This is a genomic window from Candidatus Thiothrix putei (assembly GCA_029972225.1).
GTDB lineage: Bacteria > Pseudomonadota > Gammaproteobacteria > Thiotrichales > Thiotrichaceae > Thiothrix > Thiothrix putei.
The window spans coordinates 1,167,401-1,189,314 of the sequence record CP124756.1; the positions used below are offsets into that span (position 1 = coordinate 1,167,401).

At 53.6% G+C, this 21,914-nt stretch carries 12 protein-coding genes and 1 pseudogene; 4 read left to right on the top strand and 9 right to left on the bottom strand.

The window, feature by feature from the left end; genetic code table 11:
- Positions 1–78: 78 nt before the first annotated feature.
- The 3 genes from QJT81_06070 to QJT81_06080 all read left to right on the top strand — a co-directional run bounded on the left by QJT81_06070 (position 79) and on the right by QJT81_06080 (position 2,425).
- Complete coding sequence (locus QJT81_06070; GenBank protein WGZ95552.1) at positions 79–336, top strand: plasmid stabilization protein; 258 nt, start codon at positions 79–81, stop codon at positions 334–336.
- On the top strand, positions 333–749 hold the full coding sequence (locus QJT81_06075; GenBank protein ID WGZ95553.1) for a type II toxin-antitoxin system VapC family toxin: 417 nt from the start codon (positions 333–335) through the stop codon (positions 747–749). The genes QJT81_06070 and QJT81_06075 overlap by 4 nt, the downstream gene beginning before the upstream one ends.
- An 83-nt stretch (positions 750–832) precedes the next feature.
- The gene (locus QJT81_06080; GenBank protein ID WGZ96454.1) at positions 833–2,425 is read left to right on the top strand and encodes a peptide chain release factor 3; all 1,593 of its coding nucleotides are present in this window, start codon (positions 833–835) and stop codon (positions 2,423–2,425) included.
- A 154-nt stretch (positions 2,426–2,579) separates the two neighbouring features.
- Here QJT81_06080 and QJT81_06085 read toward each other — a convergent pair whose 3' ends face one another.
- The 9 genes and pseudogenes from QJT81_06085 to QJT81_06125 all read right to left on the bottom strand — a co-directional run bounded on the left by QJT81_06085 (position 2,580) and on the right by QJT81_06125 (position 19,992).
- Positions 2,580–2,810: a hypothetical protein gene (locus QJT81_06085; GenBank protein WGZ95554.1), complete on the bottom strand. Its 231-nt coding sequence runs from the start codon at positions 2,808–2,810 to the stop codon at positions 2,580–2,582.
- A gap of 120 nt (positions 2,811–2,930) precedes the next feature.
- Positions 2,931–4,352 carry a transposase gene (locus tag QJT81_06090; GenBank protein WGZ95555.1) on the bottom strand — a complete coding sequence of 474 codons (1,422 nt, stop codon included), beginning with the start codon at positions 4,350–4,352 and terminating at the stop codon, positions 2,931–2,933.
- Positions 4,353–4,428: 76 nt separating this feature from the next.
- Positions 4,429–5,769 carry a hypothetical protein gene (locus QJT81_06095; GenBank protein ID WGZ95556.1) on the bottom strand — a complete coding sequence of 447 codons (1,341 nt, stop codon included), beginning with the start codon at positions 5,767–5,769 and terminating at the stop codon, positions 4,429–4,431.
- 304 nt (positions 5,770–6,073) lie between these two features.
- Positions 6,074–15,172, bottom strand: a complete 9,099-nt coding sequence (locus QJT81_06100; GenBank protein ID WGZ95557.1) for a hypothetical protein — start codon at positions 15,170–15,172, stop codon at positions 6,074–6,076.
- Positions 15,169–16,707 (bottom strand): annotated as a pseudogene (locus tag QJT81_06105) (IS66 family transposase). The gene QJT81_06100 and the pseudogene QJT81_06105 overlap by 4 nt, the downstream one beginning before the upstream one ends.
- Before the next feature lie 77 nt (positions 16,708–16,784).
- Positions 16,785–17,159: an IS66 family insertion sequence element accessory protein TnpB gene (gene tnpB, locus QJT81_06110; protein ID WGZ95558.1), complete on the bottom strand. Its 375-nt coding sequence runs from the start codon at positions 17,157–17,159 to the stop codon at positions 16,785–16,787.
- On the bottom strand, positions 17,159–17,449 hold the full coding sequence (locus QJT81_06115; GenBank protein WGZ95559.1) for an IS66 family insertion sequence element accessory protein TnpB: 291 nt from the start codon (positions 17,447–17,449) through the stop codon (positions 17,159–17,161). Before QJT81_06115 ends, tnpB begins: the two co-directional genes overlap by 1 nt.
- 81 nt (positions 17,450–17,530) lie before the next feature.
- Complete coding sequence (locus QJT81_06120; GenBank protein WGZ95560.1) at positions 17,531–18,796, bottom strand: hypothetical protein; 1,266 nt, start codon at positions 18,794–18,796, stop codon at positions 17,531–17,533.
- A gap of 203 nt (positions 18,797–18,999) precedes the next feature.
- Positions 19,000–19,992, bottom strand: coding sequence for a tetratricopeptide repeat protein (locus tag QJT81_06125; protein WGZ95561.1), 993 nt, complete (start codon positions 19,990–19,992; stop codon positions 19,000–19,002).
- Between the two features lie 506 nt (positions 19,993–20,498).
- Between QJT81_06125 and QJT81_06130 the strand changes: the two genes are divergently transcribed.
- Positions 20,499–21,554, top strand: coding sequence for a transposase (locus QJT81_06130; protein WGZ95562.1), 1,056 nt, complete (start codon positions 20,499–20,501; stop codon positions 21,552–21,554).
- The last annotated feature ends 360 nt before the right edge of the window (positions 21,555–21,914 follow it).

Consider the following 21,914-nt stretch of genomic DNA (forward strand, 5'->3'; position numbering starts at 1 on the left):
AGTATTTTCGGGAAAAATTGCATACAATGAATGCGTTGCCTACAATGTTTAATACACACACTGTATGAGGTATTCGTTATGGCAATGCTAACGATCCGTAATTTGGATGATGATCTTAAGGCGCAATTGCGCATCCGTGCCGCGCAACATGGCTTGTCGATGGAGGAGGAAGTACGCCGCATCCTGCAACAAATTTTGTCGCCACAGACTCCGCAAAAAGGTTTTGGAACACGTGTACACCAGCGGGTAATGGCGTTGACGGGGGGCGTTGATTTAGTGTTGCCGGTGCGTTCTAGCCCACGTGCTGCCCCTGATTTTTCTGGTGATCAGGCATGATCTTACTGGATACCAATGTCATTTCCGAGTTGATGAAGGCAAAGCCTGAACCCAATGTCTTGGCATGGGCAGATCAGCAACTGGATACGGATTTGTATTTTTCCGCCATTAGCAAGGGTGAGGTGGAATGGGGTATCGCATTGCTGGCAGACGGCAAACGCAAGCAGCACTTGGCGGATGCGGCTGTCGAAGTGTTTGCGATGTTTGAGGGGCGTTGTCTGGATTATGCCTGCCACGTTTCATCGTTTTACGTGGCTATTGCGCTGCATTCAAAGCAAGTTGGTCGCCCGATGAGTATTGAGGATATGCTGATTGCAGCGGTTGCGCAGGCTAATGGTGCAGTGCTGGCAACGCGCAATGTGACCTATTTTGATTTTCTGCCGGGGTTGGTGTTGGTGAGTCCGTGGGTGTGATGCCAGCATTTTTGAATACTGTAGCACGCAGGGAATTTCCGCTATAATCACCCCCTTTCCAACAGCCCAAGCCCGTGGACACCATGACCGACCGCCTAACCGAAACCGCCCGCCGCCGCACCTTCGCCATCATTTCCCACCCGGATGCGGGTAAAACCACCATGACCGAAAAAGTGCTGCTATTCGGGGGCGCAATCCAGCTTGCAGGCACGATCAAGGGGCGCAAAGCCGGTCGCCACGCCACCTCTGACTGGATGACGATGGAAAAAGAACGCGGCATTTCCGTCACCTCATCCGTGATGCAGTTCCCCTACGACGGGCGCATCGTTAACCTGCTCGACACGCCGGGGCATGAAGACTTCTCGGAAGACACCTACCGCGTCTTAACCGCCGTCGATTCCGCCCTCATGGTCATCGACGTAGCCAAAGGTGTCGAAGAACGCACCATTAAACTCATGGAAGTGTGCCGCCTGCGCGATACGCCGATCATGACCTTCATCAACAAGCTCGACCGCGAAGGCAAAGAACCCATCGAGTTGCTGGATGAAGTCGAAACCGTCCTCAATATCCAATGCGCCCCGATTACTTGGCCTATCGGCATGGGCAAACGTCTCAAAGGGATTTACCACCTCTACGCCGACAAAGTAATTCTCTATAAACCCAGCACCGAACGCCGTCAGGATTACGACGAAATTCAAGGGCTAGACAACCCCGAACTCGACAAACTGCTCGGCACGCAAGCCGACGAATTACGCGAAGAAATCGAGTTGGTGAAAGGTGCCAGCCACGAATTCGACCTGCAAGCCTACCTCGACGGCAAGCTCACCCCGGTCTATTTCGGCACGGCGTTAAACAGCTTCGGCATCCGCGAATTGCTGGACGGTTTCGTGGAAAACGCACCCGCGCCGCAAGCCCGCCCGACCACCACCCGCAAAGTCGAAGCCGCCGAAGAACCATTCACCGGTTTCGTCTTCAAAATCCAAGCGAATATGGACCCGCAACACCGCGACCGTATGGCATTCATGCGCATCTGTTCCGGCAAGTTTGAAAAGGGCATGAAGGTCAAACACGTCCGTATCGGCAAGGATGTGAAAATCCCCGACGCGCTCACCTTCATGGCATCCGACCGCGAACACGTCGAAGACGCTTACCCCGGCGACATTATCGGCTTGCACAACCACGGCAGCATTCGCATTGGCGATACCTTCACAATGGGCGAAAACCTGCAATTCACTGGCATCCCCAACTTCGCGCCGGAACTGTTCCGCCGTGCGCAACTCCGCGACCCGCTGAAAATGAAGCAACTGCAAAAAGGCTTGGAGCAGTTGTGCGAAGAGGGCGCAACCCAGCTTTTCAAACCCGTCAATAACAACGACCTGATTCTCGGTGCGGTCGGTGTGTTGCAGTTCGACGTGGTGGCGCAACGTTTGAAAGACGAATACAAAGTCGATGCCATGTTTGAAGGGGTGAACGTGCAAACCGCGCGTTGGGTCACATCTACCAACGAGAAGAAGTTCGAGGAATTCAAGACTAAAGCGGCGCAGAATCTGGCTTATGACCATGCTGGGGAACTGGTCTACATCGCCCCAACCCGCATCAACCTGCAAATGGCGCAGGAAAAATGGCCGGACATCAAGTTCCATTCCACCCGCGAGCATGGCGTGGCAACAGGCTGATCTTTTGAGCTAAAAAAAAGCTACACAGGGGAACCGGTAGCTGTAACTTGCGAGGGATTTTTGTGTTTTTATGACGAATTTAAACCAGAGTCCTGCACGACTCTGGTTTAAATTCTAGCAGCATAGTGTAGCGCCCGTAAGTAACGGCTGGCTGTTACCGTAAGTTCTGGGGTAGGTGTGACCAGATTTGCTGGATAATGCGGTTCGTTTGTTGCGGGAAATCGTGTGTCAGTTTACGACTGGTCTGCGCAAAATTAGGGTGTTTATTCTGCAACTGCCGGTATTCCTTCGCTCCTTGTTCAAGCTTGTGATTACATTGATAAAATGCCGTGCGTAGCAGCGGTGTCCAGAGGTGGTTGAATCTGACCTTGTTAATTTCCTGCATGGCTTTTAAATACTCAACAGTCGTGACATTCCCCCAAAACCAAGCATGATGTTAGGCAGCAGCCTTACTGAACTGCTGTTTTAACACCTTGATTATGGGTATTTTCCCGCTGTTAGCGGTTCATGTTTGCCTATCATCGTCCTCATCGCCGTTGACGGCCGCGTTAATTCGCCACCAGAAGGCTTTGGGGGGAGAGCGCAGTAATTGCCGTGCCAGTAGTGGTGCTAAAATCTGTCGCACGGTGTTCTCGGAAGGCAATTCACGGGAACGGGTGCGCAAATACAAGACCTGCTGCTTCCAAAGCCCCTCATGGTACTTGAGGGAAAACAGTTGTAGCAAACCGGTGGCGATGCAGGCACACAACACAAAGGTTTCCATTGCCTGCCAGCAGGCCACCACCGTGGGGAGGTGCTGTGCTTGGGGGGCTTTGAGATGCCGATTGGCGGTAGGTCGCCGGGAATGGCGCGGCAGGTAACGGCTCCAGAAGTGGAAGCGGAATGCGCCCATGGTATTTTTCAGGGCATCAAACAAGGTTTCAATCCGGGTGCGTCGGCAGTACAGGGTGAGGATGGTTTCCGCGTCCAGCACCAAATCCGAACACATCAGCAGGATGGGGCCACGGGAAGTGACTGCCCAGACAAATTGCAGCGGCTGCCCTAACGGTTTCCACCACAGGGTATGGGACATCAGGCGTACCGACTCCTCCTTGCCATAAATGCACAGGGTCACTTCACGGAAAAAATCAGCATGGTCAAAGGCTTCCCACAACACCAGCTTCATCCCGTACTGGCGTTGCCGCCCACGCCTTCCCGGCGGTTTGGGTGGCGCAGGGAAGTAGGCCACATAGTTCTTTTTAGCGCGGGTGATGACCTGCACCAGTGGTTGTTGTAACGCCACCGACCAAACCGAGCGTGCCAGCCGGAACACCGAAGCCGTGGCAAAGAACGCATCCAGCACCAGCCACACCGGGCGGTCATTCACCTGCGCAAACGACAACGCCATCTGCACCACCCGTGTCCCCAGTTTGAGTGTCGGGTCGTTAGCATCCTCTTCCCCCAAATGCCGAAACCCCTGATGGATTTGCAAACTCAGCGGCAGGCAGAAACAGGCGGACAGGCTCCCCACCAACAACCCCACGGCTCCCCAACACTGCCCCCGGAAATAGTCCGGTTTGCTTTGGGTTTCCGAGGTTTCCCGCAAGGAAACGACCCCCGGCATCCGCCCACCATCCTTAACCACATGGGTATGGTCGCCCAGCACCACCAAACGCCCCGCCACCTCAACCAGCGGCGCATGGGACAACACCCACCGCTGCCAGCTCGCCCGTAACCGCTCAGGATGGTAAGACCCGGCACGAAAAAAATGGAGCAACCGATGGTAGCCCCGTTCATCCGATAACCAGTAACGGCACATCGACGTGACCCCGCTCATCTCGGTCGCCGCTAAAAAGCTCAGGATGATGGCGCAAAACAATAGCCATGCTCGCTGGCGCGAAAATTCACTTTTAAAGTGGTGAAGGCTCTGGTATAGATCAACTAGCATGATGTCCCTTGGATAATAGGTCGCTGGTAACGCCTACTCTAAGGGATTTCGTGCTGCTTGGGGGAATGGGGAGAACTTATGACTGTTGAGTTAAATAACGCCCCTCCCGATAATGGCAAATTGACAGGGGAATGTGATACCAGTTGGCGTAGGTTGGGCTGATGTCGATGCTATCCTGCATAAGCTGCGCCCCGGTTTGCCATTTACCTAAGCCGATGTAAATCAAACCGAGGTGAATATTCAGGTAACTGTCTAGTGTGTTGAGCGCCTGTGCCTTTTCTAAGGCTATCTGGCAACATTCGCTGTCCCCGTTAAACAAGCAGGCTGCTGCGTGGTATGCGTGTGAATAAGCATTAGCGGGAGCCAGTTCCAGCAAGGCATTCACCGCATGAACCACCTTGGTTTCAACGGATTCAATGACGTGGTATTTCAAGCCATATTCTGTGAGACAATGATTGATGTAGACAAATAAGGCTGGTACGTCATTGGGGGCTTGCTCAATCCGTCGTCTGCAAGTTTCCCAACTGGCTCGAAAGGTTGTGGGAGATGGCTTCCATAAGCATTGGCGTACTGCAACCAATACCTGATGCTGGGCAGCAATGGGTTTTCCTGAATCTAGTTGCTGACGTACCCAGTAGTGATGCGCCACACCTGTTTCGTAGTTGAGGGTATCGTGAGCGATTCGCTTGAATATCGGGTTAATGCTTGCCGGTGTTGGGTAGCTTTTCTCCAATGGAAAATGGTGTCCCCATATAATCTGCCGATTCAACCCATGCACTAGACTGCATTTGAGGCTATAGCCTGATTCGGTGGGGTAAAGGTCAAAAAATAAAATGAAATCTGCGCCGGATTGTTGCCAGATGTCAGACTGCCACGATGTGTTTGCCAGTGTTACCTGACAAAAACTGAATTTTGCCAAGGCTGCTACATAATCATGAGCCAGACGGACGATGAACGGCTCACTGCTTGCCTCTGTCATGAAACTGCGGGGGATGCAGACAATATTGGGACCTTGTGTCGTGCCATCGTCAACTTCAAGCGGGGCAGGTATAGCCTTGTTCTGCTGTAGGTGTTTCGTGAAAATCGGTTGGTAACTGCCGGTAGGAAGCGTGATACGTACTGCGTTAAAACGCCCCTCGGTTGCGTAATAGTCTGCTAATTGTTTGCGCAAACGGCCTGCTTGTATGCGTACCAGCGGATTGTCGATGTCGTCAAAATGGGTACTTTTGCCTAGCCCTTGTACGGCGATGCAATGCTGAGTGAGATGATCGGTGTGGCCTGCGAGGGTTTCTGTCACAATATAATGCAGAAATTTTTGCAAGGCTTTGCTGGAGCGAAAACAGCGGCTAGTGAGGATGCGCTCTAACTCTGATTGTACAGCGCTATGATCCGGCTTCATGGTGTGTAGGGGTAACATCAGCACTACTTACTCTATAAATCATGGCGATAAGTATAACACTATTAGGAAAATGACTTGAAATTCAGGAAAAATTGCATTGACGAAAAAAAGGCTATCAGTCGGGGCTGATAGCCTTCAGGGCTTGCGAGGGATAGTGTGTTTTTTAAAATTAATTACTAATAGAGTGTTAGTGTGTAAATCTTAACAACAGGTGAACAGTAACATCGTGTAACCGTGAACAATAGTAACCAAAACATGTTACCCAAAATGTTCACGACTAGGGGAGATCTATTCTCCCCTAGTAATTACTGTTCAGTTGCCACTATTTGGGAAGCCCTCCATTAATGACATAGTTGGCCGCAAAAGTGGCATTGCCTGGGTGTAATAAGACGTTGCCCAACAGTGGGTTAATGTCATTATTGGGGCCTGCGTATAAGGTCAGACCGTCCAAGTTCACGTCGGTATTGTAGTACCCTTGCAAGCTGTAGTTGACGTTGGCGTCTGCATTGCCTGTCTGGGTCAGGATAGTTCCCAAGATCAGGTTGCTGTCATTACCAATGCCGTTAGCAATGATACTGCTGCTGGTATTGGCATCACCTGCCCACATCAGCGCCACTGTTTTGCCATCCATACGGTCATGGAGACCAAACGTGATGGTTGCTGGTAAGGTGAAGTCTACTAGCTTCGCCGTATCACTGGATAATACCTGAGGCAACTTGGTGTTGACACCCAAGTGGTTACGGTGGCGTACCGCGACGTGGTAGAGACCTGCTTTGATGCCGCTGAAGCCCAACGTTGCCGTGCCTGTGTCAGCATCCACAATGTCACCGTCCCGTTGTACGACCGCCGCTTTTGCTGCCACTACCTTGGTTGCCAACAGCGGGTCGCGCAGTTCCACCAGTACCCAGTCCGTCATGGCATCGTTGCCCGTTATGGCTTTGACGGCAGTGCTGAGTTTTTCCGTACCGACATGATTCCAAAGTGCACCACTGTAAGGTTGGTTATCAGGGATCAGCCCTTTGCTACGCAGCTTGTCGTGCATCGTGCCATCGAGGCTATTGTAAGCCCCTTGCAGGAAGGCGCGTACCTCAATCTTGACATTGGAGGTATTGCTACAATCCTGTGGTGAGCCGTAATTGCCAACATAGTGGTTTTCACCCGCCGCCCCCCAGCCTACGTTGTTGAACTGGTTGCCGGGGTTAGTATTGGCAGAGTTTGGCAAGGTGTTGAAGGCATCCGTGTTCTCCATCACGCTGACATTGCCGCTGCAATCGCTGTTGTTGGTGAAACTGAATACCTCGATTTCCTGTCCGGCTTTCCATCCAAAGGCACTGCTGCCGGTGGGTGAGAAGGTGAAGGACAGGTAGTCAGCTCCCAATGCCTCGGTCGGCGCATCACTACGGGAATTCAGTTCCCATTGCACACCGCTGACAGCACTCTTCAGGTCAGTGACCGCAAACTGGTTTGCGCCTGTTCCATGTGGCACTTTCAGGGTGATTTGCCCGGTCATGCTCAGGTTGTTGCTCGGTGTCGCTTGCGGGCGCATATACACACGGTAGCGGTTGGAACCGGCATCACGGCGGACAGTGTATTCCAGTACCGGCTCGGATTCGCTGGTCACAGTCACGATGATCACGTGTGATGTACAGACATTGCTGCTGTCGCAGGCTTTTAGTACCACGATGTAGGCATTGTCCTTGTTGGCATCCTTGGGGGCTTCATAGTCCGGTGGGGCTTTGAAGGTCAGTATGCCAGTGGTCGGATCAAGGTTGAACAGGGCGTTATCCGTTACCCCGCTGTTGTCCAGCGTGTAGGTGACAGAACCATCGTCGGTTGCCTTGACTTCCATGACTACACCCGTGCCGTTTTCACCATAAGCCACGCTGTTGCCGGAGGTGAATTGCGGGGCAGTGTTGGGCTTGCTGTTGGCATCCAGCGGGTCAGTGCCTGCGGTTTTTTCCGCAAGATTGCCGTAGCCATCAGCGTCGGAGTCGTTGTTCGGGGCAAGGTCATCGGCATCCAGCTCATCCTCTACGCCGTCGTTGTCAGCGTCAAGGATGGCGGATTCGAGCGCGTCGATTTTGCCGTCACCATCGGTGTCAATCGGGCTGGCAGGGTTTGCACCTACTTCCTCGCCGTCTTTTTTGCCGTCACCATCGGTGTCGTCTTTCAACGGGTCAGTACCTAGGGTCTTTTCACTGATGTTGCCGAGACCGTCCCCATCGGAGTCATTGTTGGGGTTGGCATCGTCGGCGTCGAGTTCATCCACCACGCCGTCATGGTCGCTGTCGGCTTTGGCGGATTCGAGCGCGTCGATTTTGCCGTCACCGTCGGTGTCCACTGGGGCGTTCAGGTTTGCGCCTACTTCGGTTTTGTCGTCCTTGCCGTCGCCATCGGTGTCAGCCAGCAGCGGATTGGTGCCAAGGGCGGCTTCTTCCGTGTCGAGCAGACCGTCGTTGTCATCGTCAGTGTCTACCACATCGGCAATACCATCCCCGTCGGTGTCCACCGGCTTGCTGGTCGGGTCGAGTGGGTTGCTACCGGCGGCTTTTTCCACGCTGTTGGGGAAGCCGTCGCCATCACTGTCGTTGTCAGGGTTGGCGTCGTCGGCATCCAGCTCATCCACCACACCATCATTGTCACTGTCGAGGATGGCGGATTCGAGCGCGTCGATTTTGCCGTCACCGTCAGTGTCAACCGGGTTGCTGGGGTTTGCGCCCACTTCGGCTTTGTCGTTTTTGCCATCACCATCGGTGTCAGCCTTGCTTGGGTCAGTGCCAAGGGTGGCTTCTTCCGCGTCGGTCAGACCGTCACTGTCGGCATCGGGCAGGTCAGCATCCAGCTCATCCATAATGCCGTCACCGTCGGTGTCGATAATGGCGGATTCCACCGCGTCGATTTTGCCGTCACCATCGGTGTCAATCGGGCTGGCAGGGTTTGCACCTACTTCCTCGCCGTCTTTTTTGCCGTCACCATCGGTGTCGTCTTTCAACGGGTCAGTACCTAGGGTCTTTTCACTGATGTTGCCGAGACCGTCCCCATCGGAGTCATTGTTGGGGTTGGCATCGTCGGCGTCGCGTTCATCTACCACACCGTCGTCATCGGCATCGAGGATGGCGGATTCGAGCGCGTCGATTTTGTTGTCACCGTCGGTGTCAACCGGGTTGGCAGGGTCTGCGCCCACTTCGATGCCGTCTTTCTTGCCGTCACCATCGGTGTCAGCCTTCAGCGGGTCAGTGCCGAGGGCTTTTTCTTGGTCATTGCTCAAGCCGTCATTGTCAGTGTCATTCGTGCCAGTGGTATCGTCGGCATCGAGTTCATCCACCACGCCGTCATTGTCACTGTCGAGGATGGCGGATTCGAGTGCGTCGATTTTGCTATCGCCGTCGGTGTCAATCGGGCTGGCAGGGTTTGCACCGACTTCATCGCCATCCTTCTTGCCGTCACCGTCGGTGTCATCGCTCAGCGGGTCAGTGCCGAGAGCTTTTTCCTGGTCATTGCTCAGGCCGTCATTGTCGGAGTCGTTGTTAGGGTTGGCATTGTCGGCATCGAGTTCGTCCACTACGCCGTCATTGTCACTGTCGAGGATGGCGGATTCGAGCGCGTCAATAATGCCATCACCATCGGTATCCCCTGGTGAGTTGACATTAGTGCCTACTTCGTCCTTGTCGCTTTTGCCGTCACCGTCGGTGTCTGCCAGATTTGGATTGGTGCCAAGGGCGGCTTCTTCCGCATCTGTCAGGCCGTCGCCATCGGTATCGGTGGCTGCGGGTTTGCTGTCGGAGTCGCGGGGATCCGTACCCGCCAGCTTTTCGGTTGCATTGCTGAAACCGTCACCATCCGTGTCGTTGTTGGGGTTGGCGTCTTCAGCATCGAACTCATCCGCCACACCGTCATTGTCAGCGTCAAAGATGGCGGATTCGAGCGCGTCGATCTTGCCGTCACCATCGGTGTCAACCGGGTTGGCAGGGTCAGCACCGACTTCCGCCGCATCCATTTTGCCGTCACCGTCGGTGTCAGGGTTACGGGGGTTAGTCCCCAGGGTTTTTTCCTGGATGTTGCTCAAGCCGTCAGCGTCGAAATCGTTGTTGGGGTCAGCATCGTCAGCGTCGAACTCATCTGCCACACCGTCATCGTCGGCGTCGAAGATGCTGGATTCGAGTGCGTCAATCTTGCCGTCACCATCGGTGTCGAGTGGGGAAGCAACATTGCCGATTTCAGCGAGGTCGTTTTCGCCGTCAGCGTCGGTGTCAGGGTTACGCGGGTCAGTGCCGAGGGCTTTTTCCTGCGCGTTGCTCAGACCATCGCCGTCAGTGTCGTTGTTGGGGTTGGCGTCGTCGGCATCGAACTCATCTGCCACGCCGTCAGCGTCGGCGTCGAGGATGCTGGATTCGAGTGCGTCGATTTTGCCATCACCATCCGTGTCGGTAGGCGTGGCAATGTCTGCCCCGACTTCTACTGCATCCAGCTTGCCGTCGCCGTCGGTGTCATCGCTTAGCGGGTTAGTGCCGAGGGCTTTTTCTTGCGCGTTGCTCAGGTCGTCGCCGTCGGAGTCGTTGCCGCCAGTGGTGTCATCGGCATCCAGCTCATCCATTACGCCGTCATTGTCACTGTCGAGAATGGCGGATTCGAGCGCGTCGATTTTGCCATCACCATCGGTGTCAATCGGGTGGGCAGGGTCAGCACCGACTTCATCACCATCCTTTCTGCCGTCAGCGTCGGTGTCGTCTTTCAGCGGGTTAGTGCCGAGGGCTTTTTCTTGGGCATTGGTCAGACCGTCGTTGTCAGAGTCGTTGCCGCCAGTGGTGTCATCAGCATCCAGCTCATCCACCACACCATCATTGTCGCTATCGAGGGTGCTGGATTCGAGCGCATCGATTTTGCCATCACCATCGGTGTCAATCGGGTTGTTGATGTCTGAACCGACTTCTTCGCCGTCGGGTTTGCCGTCGCCGTCAGTGTCTGCCAGGTTGGGGTCAGTGCCGAGAATGGCTTCTTGGCTGTCAGTCAGACCGTCACTGTCGCTGTCACCATCAACCGCAGCCTTGACAGTCACGGTGGTGGTGTTGGATTTCAGGGGCTTGGGCATGAAAGCCGTGGGGCTGTCTTCCGGGGTGATTTCTGCCGCTGTCACCATCTGGGTATCCAGTGCCAGGTCGTTGCTGTTGGCCTGGATGGTCAGGGTGGATGTTCCCACAGGTACGGTCATGCCGACGATTTGCAGGTTGCTTTCGGCTGCGTAATCACCAATCACAGTACCGCCGTTGCTGTTGGTCAGAGTGTTGGCAACGAAGCTGGAGCCTGCCCAAGGTGCAGTACGGAAGTTCACTTTAACCGGGTTACTTTCAGTGTTGTTGAACGTAACCGTGTAAGTGAACGTGCCGTTTTGTGGCACGGTGGCTTTGTCCGCTGTCATGGAAACGGCAACGTTAGCGGTCGCGTAAGGTTGCGCACTGATCACCACCGGGGTGGGGTCAGCACCGCCTGCCTGTGCCGGGTCATCGGACAGGTAGTGGTTGCCATTGACCGTGAAGCCCGCCTGGTTTTGGAATGTGCCTTGTGCCGCAGCGGTAGCATCCAGCATCAGATAAGACTTGCCGGGTGGCAGGGTAATGGTGGTGCTGAAGTTCTGGCTGTCTTTGTAGTCATTGGTATCAGCCAATGTCAGACCTGTTGCCAGTGAATCATCCGCCCATTTCAAGCCTGCGGGCAGGGTATCGCTGAAGTTAACGGTTTTTGCACCGCAACTCAGGTTTTCCAGCTCGAATTTGAAGGTGACATTATCGCCCACGAAATTGCTGCCACCGGATACCAGTTTACGGATGTAAACATTGTCCGGGGCTGGCGGCGGTGGTGCGGTCTGACATTGCACATCAATACCTTTCACCTGAATGTCGTTGAACATGTGGGAAATGTTGTAGGTGTTGATGAGGGTGTAGTCGATCTGCACGGTGTCTACCGGGCGGTCAAAGTTGATGAACACGCGCCCAGGATTCAGGCAATTCCAGCCCAGTGTGCCGCCTTTGGCTTCGTCAATCGCGGGCAAGGTTGCCGCCCACTTGGTGTAGTATGGGGTTTTCGCCAGTGACAGTTTGGGGGAAACGGTAGTGCCGCCCAGTTTGCCGGTGATTTTCAGGTGATCCTGGTTGACGTAGTAGTCCACGTCGCACACTTCCATGCTGACACTCATCGCCGGTTTGTCCATCGCCATTTTGAAGGTGATGGGTTGTGCGCCTTGCGCAGACGTTGACCAACGTGGAATCCAGATGCTCTTCCAGTATTGGACGGGGTAATAGTCCACCTGTTGCAGACCGAGGTTGCCCGCTTTGCCGTACCAGATGTCATCGCCTGCTGCATCAATGGTAAAAGTAAAGGTTTGGTCGCCTTTGGTGATGGTCTTGCTGTTCGTACCCCAAGCCCAGCCTTCCGTAAACCAGTCGATGCTCTTGTTGCCGCCAGTACAGATATTGGCAGGCAGGGAAGTATTGCCCGCAAAGGTGATGTACTTGGCGCTGTTGGCCGGGAGGTTGTAAGAGGTCAGGAACTTGCCATCCACAGTTGCCGTAACCGGCACGGATTCGTAGGTGGTGAAGTCGGCATCGTCAGATACCAGCATGAAAATCTGGGCGCTGGTGTTGAACGGCAGGGAATCCAGTTGCAACTGGACACTGCCCACATTGCCGGTTTCCTGCACTTTCCAGATGCGCTGGACACGCTTCTCGGTGACACCGGGAGGCGCACACTGGGCAACGTTCATATCCACCAGCACGCTGTCATCGAGGCCGTTGTCGCCCCACACCAGATAACTGGCGTTGTTGGCGAAGCTGTTGGCATTGTCAGCGTTGGTGGCGGCAATGCTGCCCAGGCCAACGGTCAACTGCCTGCCAGCATTGACGGATTTGGACTGCTTCTGGTTGAGGTTGGAAGCGTCGTCGCGGGCAATACCGGCCACGTTGTTGTGGTAAGCAGTGCTGGCGGTTTTGTCCCATACCTTGGTCGTGCCATCTGCCGCGATGTAGTCATCGGTCAGGGTGATGCCGTACTTGATGGCGAGGTAAGTGTTTACCTGCATCATTTCGGTATCGCTCAAGTCGCGGTTGTAGACGATGCTCTCGGTCATCAGGCCGTTCAATGGTTCACCTGCGCCGTCGGTTTCCGCACCGATGTTCAGGTTGTTGTTGCCACCGGAAGCCGGGAATGTACCGTCCGCGCCCGTGAACGTTTGCACATTGGCAAGGCCGTCGTAACCCAGACGCACATCCTTGGGGCTGGCGTTGTTGGCACGGGTGTGCATGATGGTGGGCGTATTCACGGTAACGCTATTGGCGTGATCCATGTGCAAGGTGGTGATGTCGTCAATGTAGGTGTTGGGTTTGTCGTTGTACCAGTGCATCGACGGGTAATCCGCCGCACCAGAGAAGGACACCAGCGTCTTGTAACCACCCGACGTAGTGCGGTTGGTGGAGACAGATACCATCGTGACGGGATCAGTCTGGCTGGTCAGGGTCTTGTTGCCGCTGTTGGTGGCACTCAATACCTGCGCACCAGCAAAATCTACCGCTGGGTTGAAGTTCAACGCATTGGCAATGTAGTTAGGCTGGCGGGTTACAACCGCTTGGCTCACATCGTTCTTGGCTGGGCTGCTGTCTGCCCAAGTGGTGACATCCGCGTTATTGATGGTGGTGGATGTACCGGAATCGGCTTTCAACCATAAGCCTAAGCCATTGGCAACGCCGCCCGGTGCAGTTAGTTCGGCACCAAAGGTGAAATATTGCCCATTGGCAAAGTCCACCGTAGCAACGCCGTTGCTGGTGGCAATTTCAGTTACGCCCGTAGCGAAGGTTGGGTCATTGCTGACCAACAAGTGTTTTGCACCTGCTGCTTGCACTTTGACTTCCCCAATCGTGCCGCTTTCTTGCACTTTCCACACGCGGTTCATGCGGTAGTAGCCGGTAGTCGGGGTATAGCTGTTAGGTGCGTAAGTGGTGGCGTAGCCTGTTGTGCCGTTGTTGCCGCCCCAGACCAGATAGCTGGAATCTGCTGCAAAAGTGCCGGTATTCGCCGCATTGGTTGCGGCAATTTCCCCTAGCCCGATGACGGGCTGGAAACCGGCGTTGACAGAACGTGACTGTTTCTGCTTCAGCGCGGAGGCATCATCACGCCCGATACCGGCGATGTCATAACCGTAAGCCGTGTTGGTGGTGGCATCCCAGATTACGCTGCCATCGTTGGCGACGTAGTTGTATTGGTTGCCGTTGTTACGCACATGCCCATTGCCTTGCCCCAAAGTAACGCCGTACTTGATGGCGAAGTAGGAGTTGACCTGCGCCATTTCGGCAGCACTCAGGTCACGGTTGTAGGCCGCAAATTCGGGGATGCGCCCTTTCCACAATTCCACTCCCGTGCCATTCAGCGGGCGGTCTGCACCGATGGTGGCATTGGTGAGCATATATTGCTGGAAGGTTAGGCCATCAACGATGGGGCTCCAGTTCGGGTCATCCTTGAAACCGTCCGTCCAGGTATAGAAACGGTCTGTTGTCGCACTGTTTTTGGAATGGAAACCGACGATTTGTGGTTGCGCATGTTGGGTACTGCCATCGCTGGTGAAGTTTGTGCCGTTCCAGTAGCCGTTTGCTCCGCCTGCTGGAGAATATTTGGTGCCTTTACCCATGCTGCCGCGATCACCCAGATGAGGGGCACTGTGGGATTGCCCACCAACAGCATAAGGGATCCAGCCGTTGTCCCCGGTTGCGCCACCTTGCTTGTAGAGGCCGAAATAGTCCACGAATTTTTCAGCACCGAAGATTTTACGGTAAGCGGTGCTTGGGTCTTCGTCCACACCGACCGACATGAAAGTGTAAGGGGAATTGCTGGCCATCAGGGCTGTATCGTTGCCCAGATAGTCGCCTGTGCCGTCGAAATCCACTACAGGGTTGTAGTTCAGCAGTTTGCTGGCATCGGTGCTGTAGAAGGTCGGCTGGGCGGTGGCAGTGGCTTGCGTGAAGTTGTAGCTATTGGCAGATTGGTCAAGCCAACTGGAGACGGCGGCACCATCGGCACCGCTGATGCCTGCATCGGCCTTGACCCAGCTCGCCAGACCGTCAGCTACGCCGCCCGGTGCGGTGCTGACTTCGCCGTTAAGGGGCGTAACCGCTGGGTTGTTGTCCGGGTCATTGCTGGTAACTTCCAGGCTGGCTGACTTTTTGCCAAACACGGTGTTGGTGAATTGCATGTCCACAGTACAGGCTTCATTGGCATTGAGTGTTAATCCATCGCTACACGTGGTGTTGGTAATACTGAAAGTGGCAGCATTCGTGCCTGTGATGCTAAGTGGAGAACTGCCCAGCACCAATGGAGCTACGGTATCAGCAACCGATGCACCCGATGTGAAATTGGTGACATCAACAGGGTAAACGGTCATTCTAGCCCGTCGTTGATATCCGCAAACAAATCCGAGCGCAATGGCTTATCCGCAAACCGTTGTTTCCAACATCTTGGCGTAAGGTCTTGCACCTGAGAAGCGGGATGCTCACTAACGCGCAACAGAACATCCATCAGATAGACATACGGGTTAATGTCATGCAGGCGGCAGGTGGTGATCAGGCTTTGGATGATGCCCACGTGTTCCGCGCCGAGTTCTGTCCAGCAGAACAACCAGTTTTTCCTGCCCATGGGGATGGGCCGCAGGGCGCGTTCGATGTGGTTGGTATCCATTGGCACGTCGGGATCTTCCAGAAACACGCGCAGTTCGTGTTCGCGGCGGATGACATAACCAAGGGCTTTGGTCAGCGGGTTGGAGGGGACTAAATCGGTACGTTGTAATTGGGTTTGGCACCATTCAAAGAACTGGTCGACCAACGGCTTGCTGTGGGTGAGGCGGTAGGTACGTTTGGCTTCCCCGTCGAGTTTTTTCTCGTTAATCTGGGCTTCGTGCTGATAGAGTGCCGCGATAGTGTCAAGGGCTTGGCGTACTGCTTGTGGTTCAGCGGTTTCGGCGGCAATGAAGGTGCGACGGCTGTGTACCCAGCATTGGGCATGGGTAATCTTGTCATTGGCGTTGACGTAACTGGCATAAGCACGGTAACCGTCGCTGAGCAGTGTGCCGCTGAACTGTTGGCGAAGAGTCTTTTCAATGTGTTGCCGCCCACGGCTGGCGGAGAAGGTGAAGACGATTTCGTCCTGATCCCCGTACAGCGGCCAGAAGTAGCCTTGCTTCATCTTGCCGTTGCCTGCGGGGCTGGCTTTGATGGGGGTTTCGTCCATCGCCAGCAGCTTGCTTTGCAGTACACTGGCGAGTTGCGCTTCGGCAATGGGTTTGAGCAGGTCGATGGCACGTTTCACCGCATTGGTCAGCGTCGTGCGGCTGAGGGTGATCCCCGCTTGGGTCAGGCGTTGGTGCTGGCGGTACAACGGCAGGTGGTACTGGAACTTGTCCACCAACATCCCCACCAAAAAGCTGACATCGGTGACACTACGTTCCAGCACGTTGGCGGGTGCAGGGCTGGGAAGTGGTGGGTTGCTGAGCGAAGCCGAAGCACTGCCCTTACGTTTGATGACCGGGCGCTCGTATTGCAGGATGAGGTAGCTGGCAGGGCGTTGCGCCACCCGATGGGTCACCTGGGTGCCGATCACCTCATACTGGTCAGCCTCTTCCCCCTGAAGTTCCGGCGGGGTGAGGTGAATCACCTTGACCGGGACATCGGCGGTAAAGCGTAACCCGCTGTCATTCACGCAGTCATCGGGGCGCAGCTTGGGGGCTTTGCCGCGTTGGTAGGTGACGGTAATGCTTTCACCCTCGGGTGCGGCAACTGGGGCGACTGCGGGGGCAAACAACGGCAACTGCGCCACCGGTATCTCAACCGGACGCTTTTCCGATTTGCTGCCAAAGACATGTTGCCTGAACCACGCCAATTGGCGTTTCAATTCAGCTATATCCTGTTTCAGGGCAGCATTTTCCTCACGCAACGCCAGCATTTCCGCCACAATCGGCGGCATGGGAACGCTGGTGTCAGACGGGGTGGATGGCTTTAAAATCATGGGCTTATTGTACCAGAATGTGGCTGCACAGGATACTGGTAACGCTTGAATTGTCTGGATTTTTGCACCTCAATGCCCGCCAAAATCAACTGCAAATCCGTCCGGGTCAGTTCGCGCTGCCCGCTGGTTGTCGGCTGCACCCGGTATTGGCCCTGCTCCAGGCGTTGGCTCCATAAGCAATAGCCGCTGGGTTCAAAATAGAGGATCTTCATCTGGGTTTTACGTAGGTTCACAAACACGAAATAATGCCCACTCAGGGGATTTTGCCCTAACTGGTTTTTCACCAAAGCGGTCAGCCCCGTAAAGCTTTTGCGCATGTCGGTGGCTTGGGTGCATAGCCAGATGCGGGCGGTGGCTGCGGGGGCAAACATCAGCGTTGGCTCAGGCGTAGTTCAACACCATTCCCCAAACTCAGCACAATGTGCCAGCCTTGCCCCAGCGCGGCATGACCCGCCGATAATGCTCCCAAGTCGATGAAGGTATTGGCGGGAACGGCTGGTTCCTCCACGCCATCTGCGGAGCGTAGACGCTGCCGCCATTGGCAAAAACTGGCGTAACCGATACTGTGCTGTTCACAAAATGCCGGGGCGGATAAGCCGCTGGCTTGCCATTGGCTGATGAGGGTTTGCCATTCGCTGGCACGGCGGTGAGGGCGTTTCATTGAGGTTTCCTTCGGTTGTTCAGGTTGGAAACCAGTTTAGGACGTGGAAATCGCGAGGGCTAGACGTGCTGAAATGGTCGCTTACTCAACAGGCGCAGTGCGTTGTGTTGCTGTGCCGTCACCCAATTGGTTGTAATCGTTGTAACCCCAGCATTTGATACCGCCAGCGGTGGTAGTGGCACAGGTATGGGAGGCATCCGCAAAGGATTCTACATCAATATCGCTAATACCGCTGGTCAGACCCGATACATCAACGGGGGCGTTACGACCTGTCGTCGTGCCATCACCCACTACACCGTAAGCATTGTAACCCCAGCATTTAGCGCCACCGTTTACCACGGCACAAGTGTGGCGACGGCCGGTATCAATGACGGTTACGCCACTGGTCAAACCCGTTACCTGTGTCGGGGTTAAACGTTCCGTGCTAGTACTATCACCAATGGCGCCATGTTCGTTATTACCCCAGCACTTGGCACTGCCACCCAGTTCAATCGCACAAGAGCGCAGTTGCCCCGCACTGACGGCAATGGCATTGCTTAAACCGCTAACCACAACGGGGACATTGCTATTGGTTTTTGTGCCATTACCCAACTGCCCGTAGGCGTTTTGCCCCCAGCATTTCACCGCACCGTTATCACGGGTCACAGCACAGGCATGATCACTACCGACTGATAAACTAAGCACATCGGTCAAACCCTGCACACTAACGGGCGTTATCCGTTGTGTGGTTGTGCCATCACCTAATTGACCAGAAGGGTTACGTCCCCAACACTTAACGGTTTCATCGGCTAATAGCGCACAGGAGAAGCGTTCACCTACACTGATAGCAGTCGCATTATTGATCCCTGACACACTGACCGGTTTTGAACGTTGTGTGGTCGTGCCGTCACCCAATTCACCGTTAGCATTATTACCCCAGCATTGTACTGAGCGATCTGCCAGTAACGCACAGCTATGGTAAGCCCCGGAAGCGACTTGTTTTGCGGTGGTAATATCGGCAACAGGATTCGCGGTAGACCGCTGTGTGGTCGTGCCGTCCCCTAACTGATTGTAGTTATTCAACCCCCAGCATTTTACCGTGCCATCAGCCGCGACCGCGCAGGAATGCAAGTAACCCGCGCTCACTGTGGCAGGCATGGGGTTGTAATTCAGTACCCTAGCAGTGAGAGCACTATCGCCACCTTTACCGATGAAGCCGAAATCTGCGGTGGCAGGTTGCAGCACAAGATTCGGTGCTTGCGCAAAGGCCAGCACCGGAAACAGGACGGTAGTGAACAGGAACAGGAGGGAATGCCACAGCGACACCCTCCTGCTCTCTGATTGCTGGGATGGTAATGGTTGTTTCATCATGCCACCTATACGCTTTACTTATTGCCAGATGATTCGATCAAAAATTTTTACTTCTTCTAACCATTATTTAATCAAATGCGCGTGATCGGCAATAAAAAGCCGACGAACGCTAATAATTTTAATTAATTGATTGTGGCTGGATACTAATTGATTTGTTTGTTTTGGATAAGTAACGCTTATTTGTTACCAATGTGGGCTATTTAGCGTGCGTTTTTGGCTTGCGTTGACAACATATTGTGCAAGGACGTGTCCCACACATGCTTCAATTTGATCTTCTGCGCCTCTTGCCGTGCTTCCAGATAACGACCTTCACGGTAGTGAAGCTGGCTCAAAGGAATATGATACCAGTCTGGGTAAAAAGGACTGATTTCTATGCTTTGTTGGATAAGTGGTAGCCCTATTTGCGTTTGACCTAAGCCAAGGTGGATGACGCCTGCCAGCACATTAAGGTGTACATCCAGAGGGTTGATGGCTTGTGCTTGCTGCACTGCTTCCAGACACATGTCGTGTTCTTCTAACAACAGGCAAGACAGCGCATAGTATAAGTGTGAGTAGGCATTGCCCGGTGCCAGTTGCAGCAATGCATCCGCTACATAGGCAAGACGTTCCTCCAGCGTTTCAATTTGCTGGTATTTCAATAAGTAGTCGGTACGGCAGTAGTCGGCATACACAATCATTGCCTGTACGTCATTGGGTGCTTGTGCCAAACGTTTTTCGCAGATTTGCAAACTGGTGCGAAACGCTTGTGGTGATCTCTCCCATGATTGTTGACGTAAGGCCAGCATCACTTGATGGTGCGCTGCTATCGGTTTACCTGAATCCAAGAGATGACGCGCCCAAACATGATGTGCCACGCCTTGCTCATAGCCTAAGGTATCGTGAGCGATACGTTTGAAAATAGGTTCAAGCAATGTTTGCGAGGTGTCATGCTGATTCAGAGGGAAACTTTGCGCCCATACAACCTGTTCGGTTGGGGTGTGTATTAAGCTACATTTTAGGCTGTAGCGTTCCGCTGGTGCGGTGTGTAAGTCCAAAAATAAAGCAAAATCCGTGTTGTATTGCTGCACCGTGGCATTGGTTTGCCAGCGTGTTTCATCCGCAAATACCACTTGGCAACCATTAAAGCGCGTGAGTATATTCACGTAATCGCGGGTTAGGCGTGCAATGAATGACCAACTAGTGGCATCATCCATGACAAAAGTACGCGGAATACAAACGATGCTAGGTCCTTGAGATAAGCTGGAGGGAATCTCTTCTAACGTTATCGGTTGATACACGGCCTAGGTTGTTTGGTGGGTAAACGTAGCATGGTAGCCCCGTGTTGCCATCTCAATACGGATGGGATTAAAACGACCCTCGGTTGTATAATATTCGCCCAGTAACTTGCGCAAACGCCCCGCTTGTATGCGGATTAGGGGATCGGTCGCACTGTTAAAATCAGAAGATTTCCCTAAACCTTCTACAGCAATGGTGTATTGAGTGATTTTTGCGGCATTATCGGCGAGTGTTTGGGTAACGACGTAATGTAGAAAAAGTCGTAATATTCTCCGTGAACGAAAATGACGGCTTTTTAAAACACTGAGCCACTTGCAAAATTACATTTTCAGCGTAAACCTTCCTTCATCTGAAGGAAAAAAGAAGTGTGGGCTGCCGTTTTCGGCGATAATAGAAGCGTCAAAACAACCATTAAGCCCACGCTATGAATTCTACCGAACGCGCCCTGATTGCACAACGCTGGAGTTTGCTGCAAATTGAAATACTACCTTGCTTCAATGATGCCTTTGGCACATTGACCCCCAAGCTTGAAAAACTCATTCACGTACTGGAGCTGACGCGCATTGAAGATTTTGTGCGCTCTTTTCGTGATGGGTCTGGACGGCCAGCGACGGAGCGATCTTGGTTTGCCAATGCTTTTGTCGCCAAAAGCGTGCTCAATATTGTCAATACGCGAGCACTCATTGACCGGCTGCAAAACGATCGCTCCCTGCGACGCATCTGCGGGTTTCCCCTGACCAAGAAACTGCCTTCCGAATCCACCTTTTCACGTGCCTTCGCTGAATTTGCTGAACAGCGTTTAGCGGAACGTGTGCATGAAACGTTGGTGAAAACGTATTTGGGCGATGCGCTGATCGGCCACCTGTGTCGGGATTCAACAGCCATTGAGGCACGTGAACGGCCTGTTGCCGAGGAAAAGCCAAAGAAAAAACAAGGGCAAACACGGATTCAGCGCCAACGGGAACAGTCACTTCAGCAAGCACTCGATGAGATACCGGTTCAGTGTAACCGGGGGACGAAGAAGAATGCCCAAGGCTACAAGCACAGTTGGAACGGCTACAAACTGCATATCGATACCGCCGATTGTGGTGTCCCGATAGCAGCCATTCTGTCTTCCGCCTCGTTTCACGACAGCGGGGCAGCCATCCCACTCTCTCAAATCAGTGCCCAACGTGTCACCAGTCTCTACGACCTGATGGATGCAGCCTATTGCAGTGCTGATTTGCACGAATACAGCCGTCATCTGGGGCATGTCCCTCTGATTGATCACAATCCTCGCGGCGGACAGAAAGAAGCGTTTGAACCTGCTGATGCCGAGCGTTACAAAATTCGCAGCACCGTAGAACGAACCAATGCCCGCCTGAAGGATGAATTTGGTGGTCGGAATGTGTGGGTGCAAGGTGCGCAAAAAGTTTACAGCCACTTGATGTTTGGGATTTTGGTGTTGAGTGCTGATCAACTGATGCGTGTCTTGTTATAAAGCGACTGGGTTTGAAAAAACACGGGAAGACTGACTGAAAAACAGGAGCAGTCGCATCGGTATGGGTGAAATTTAGCAAAAGTTACGGTAAAACTGAAAAAGCTCAGGTTTCGTTGGTCAAATTGAGTAAAAAATCGGCTGAATATGCGGCGTTCGGTCAATGCTGAAAATTGAGCAACTCAGTTTGTCGGATTTTGCAAGTCGCTCCACTGTCTAGTTCCGATAACGCTAATTCTTTATTAATACTCATTTAAGCTTCAAGACTTTTAATTAAATTAAACGCTGACACACCCAATGATGTGTCATGATTAATACTGTTTTTAATTTATCTTGGTATAGAAACAGCCAAGCGCCAATGCG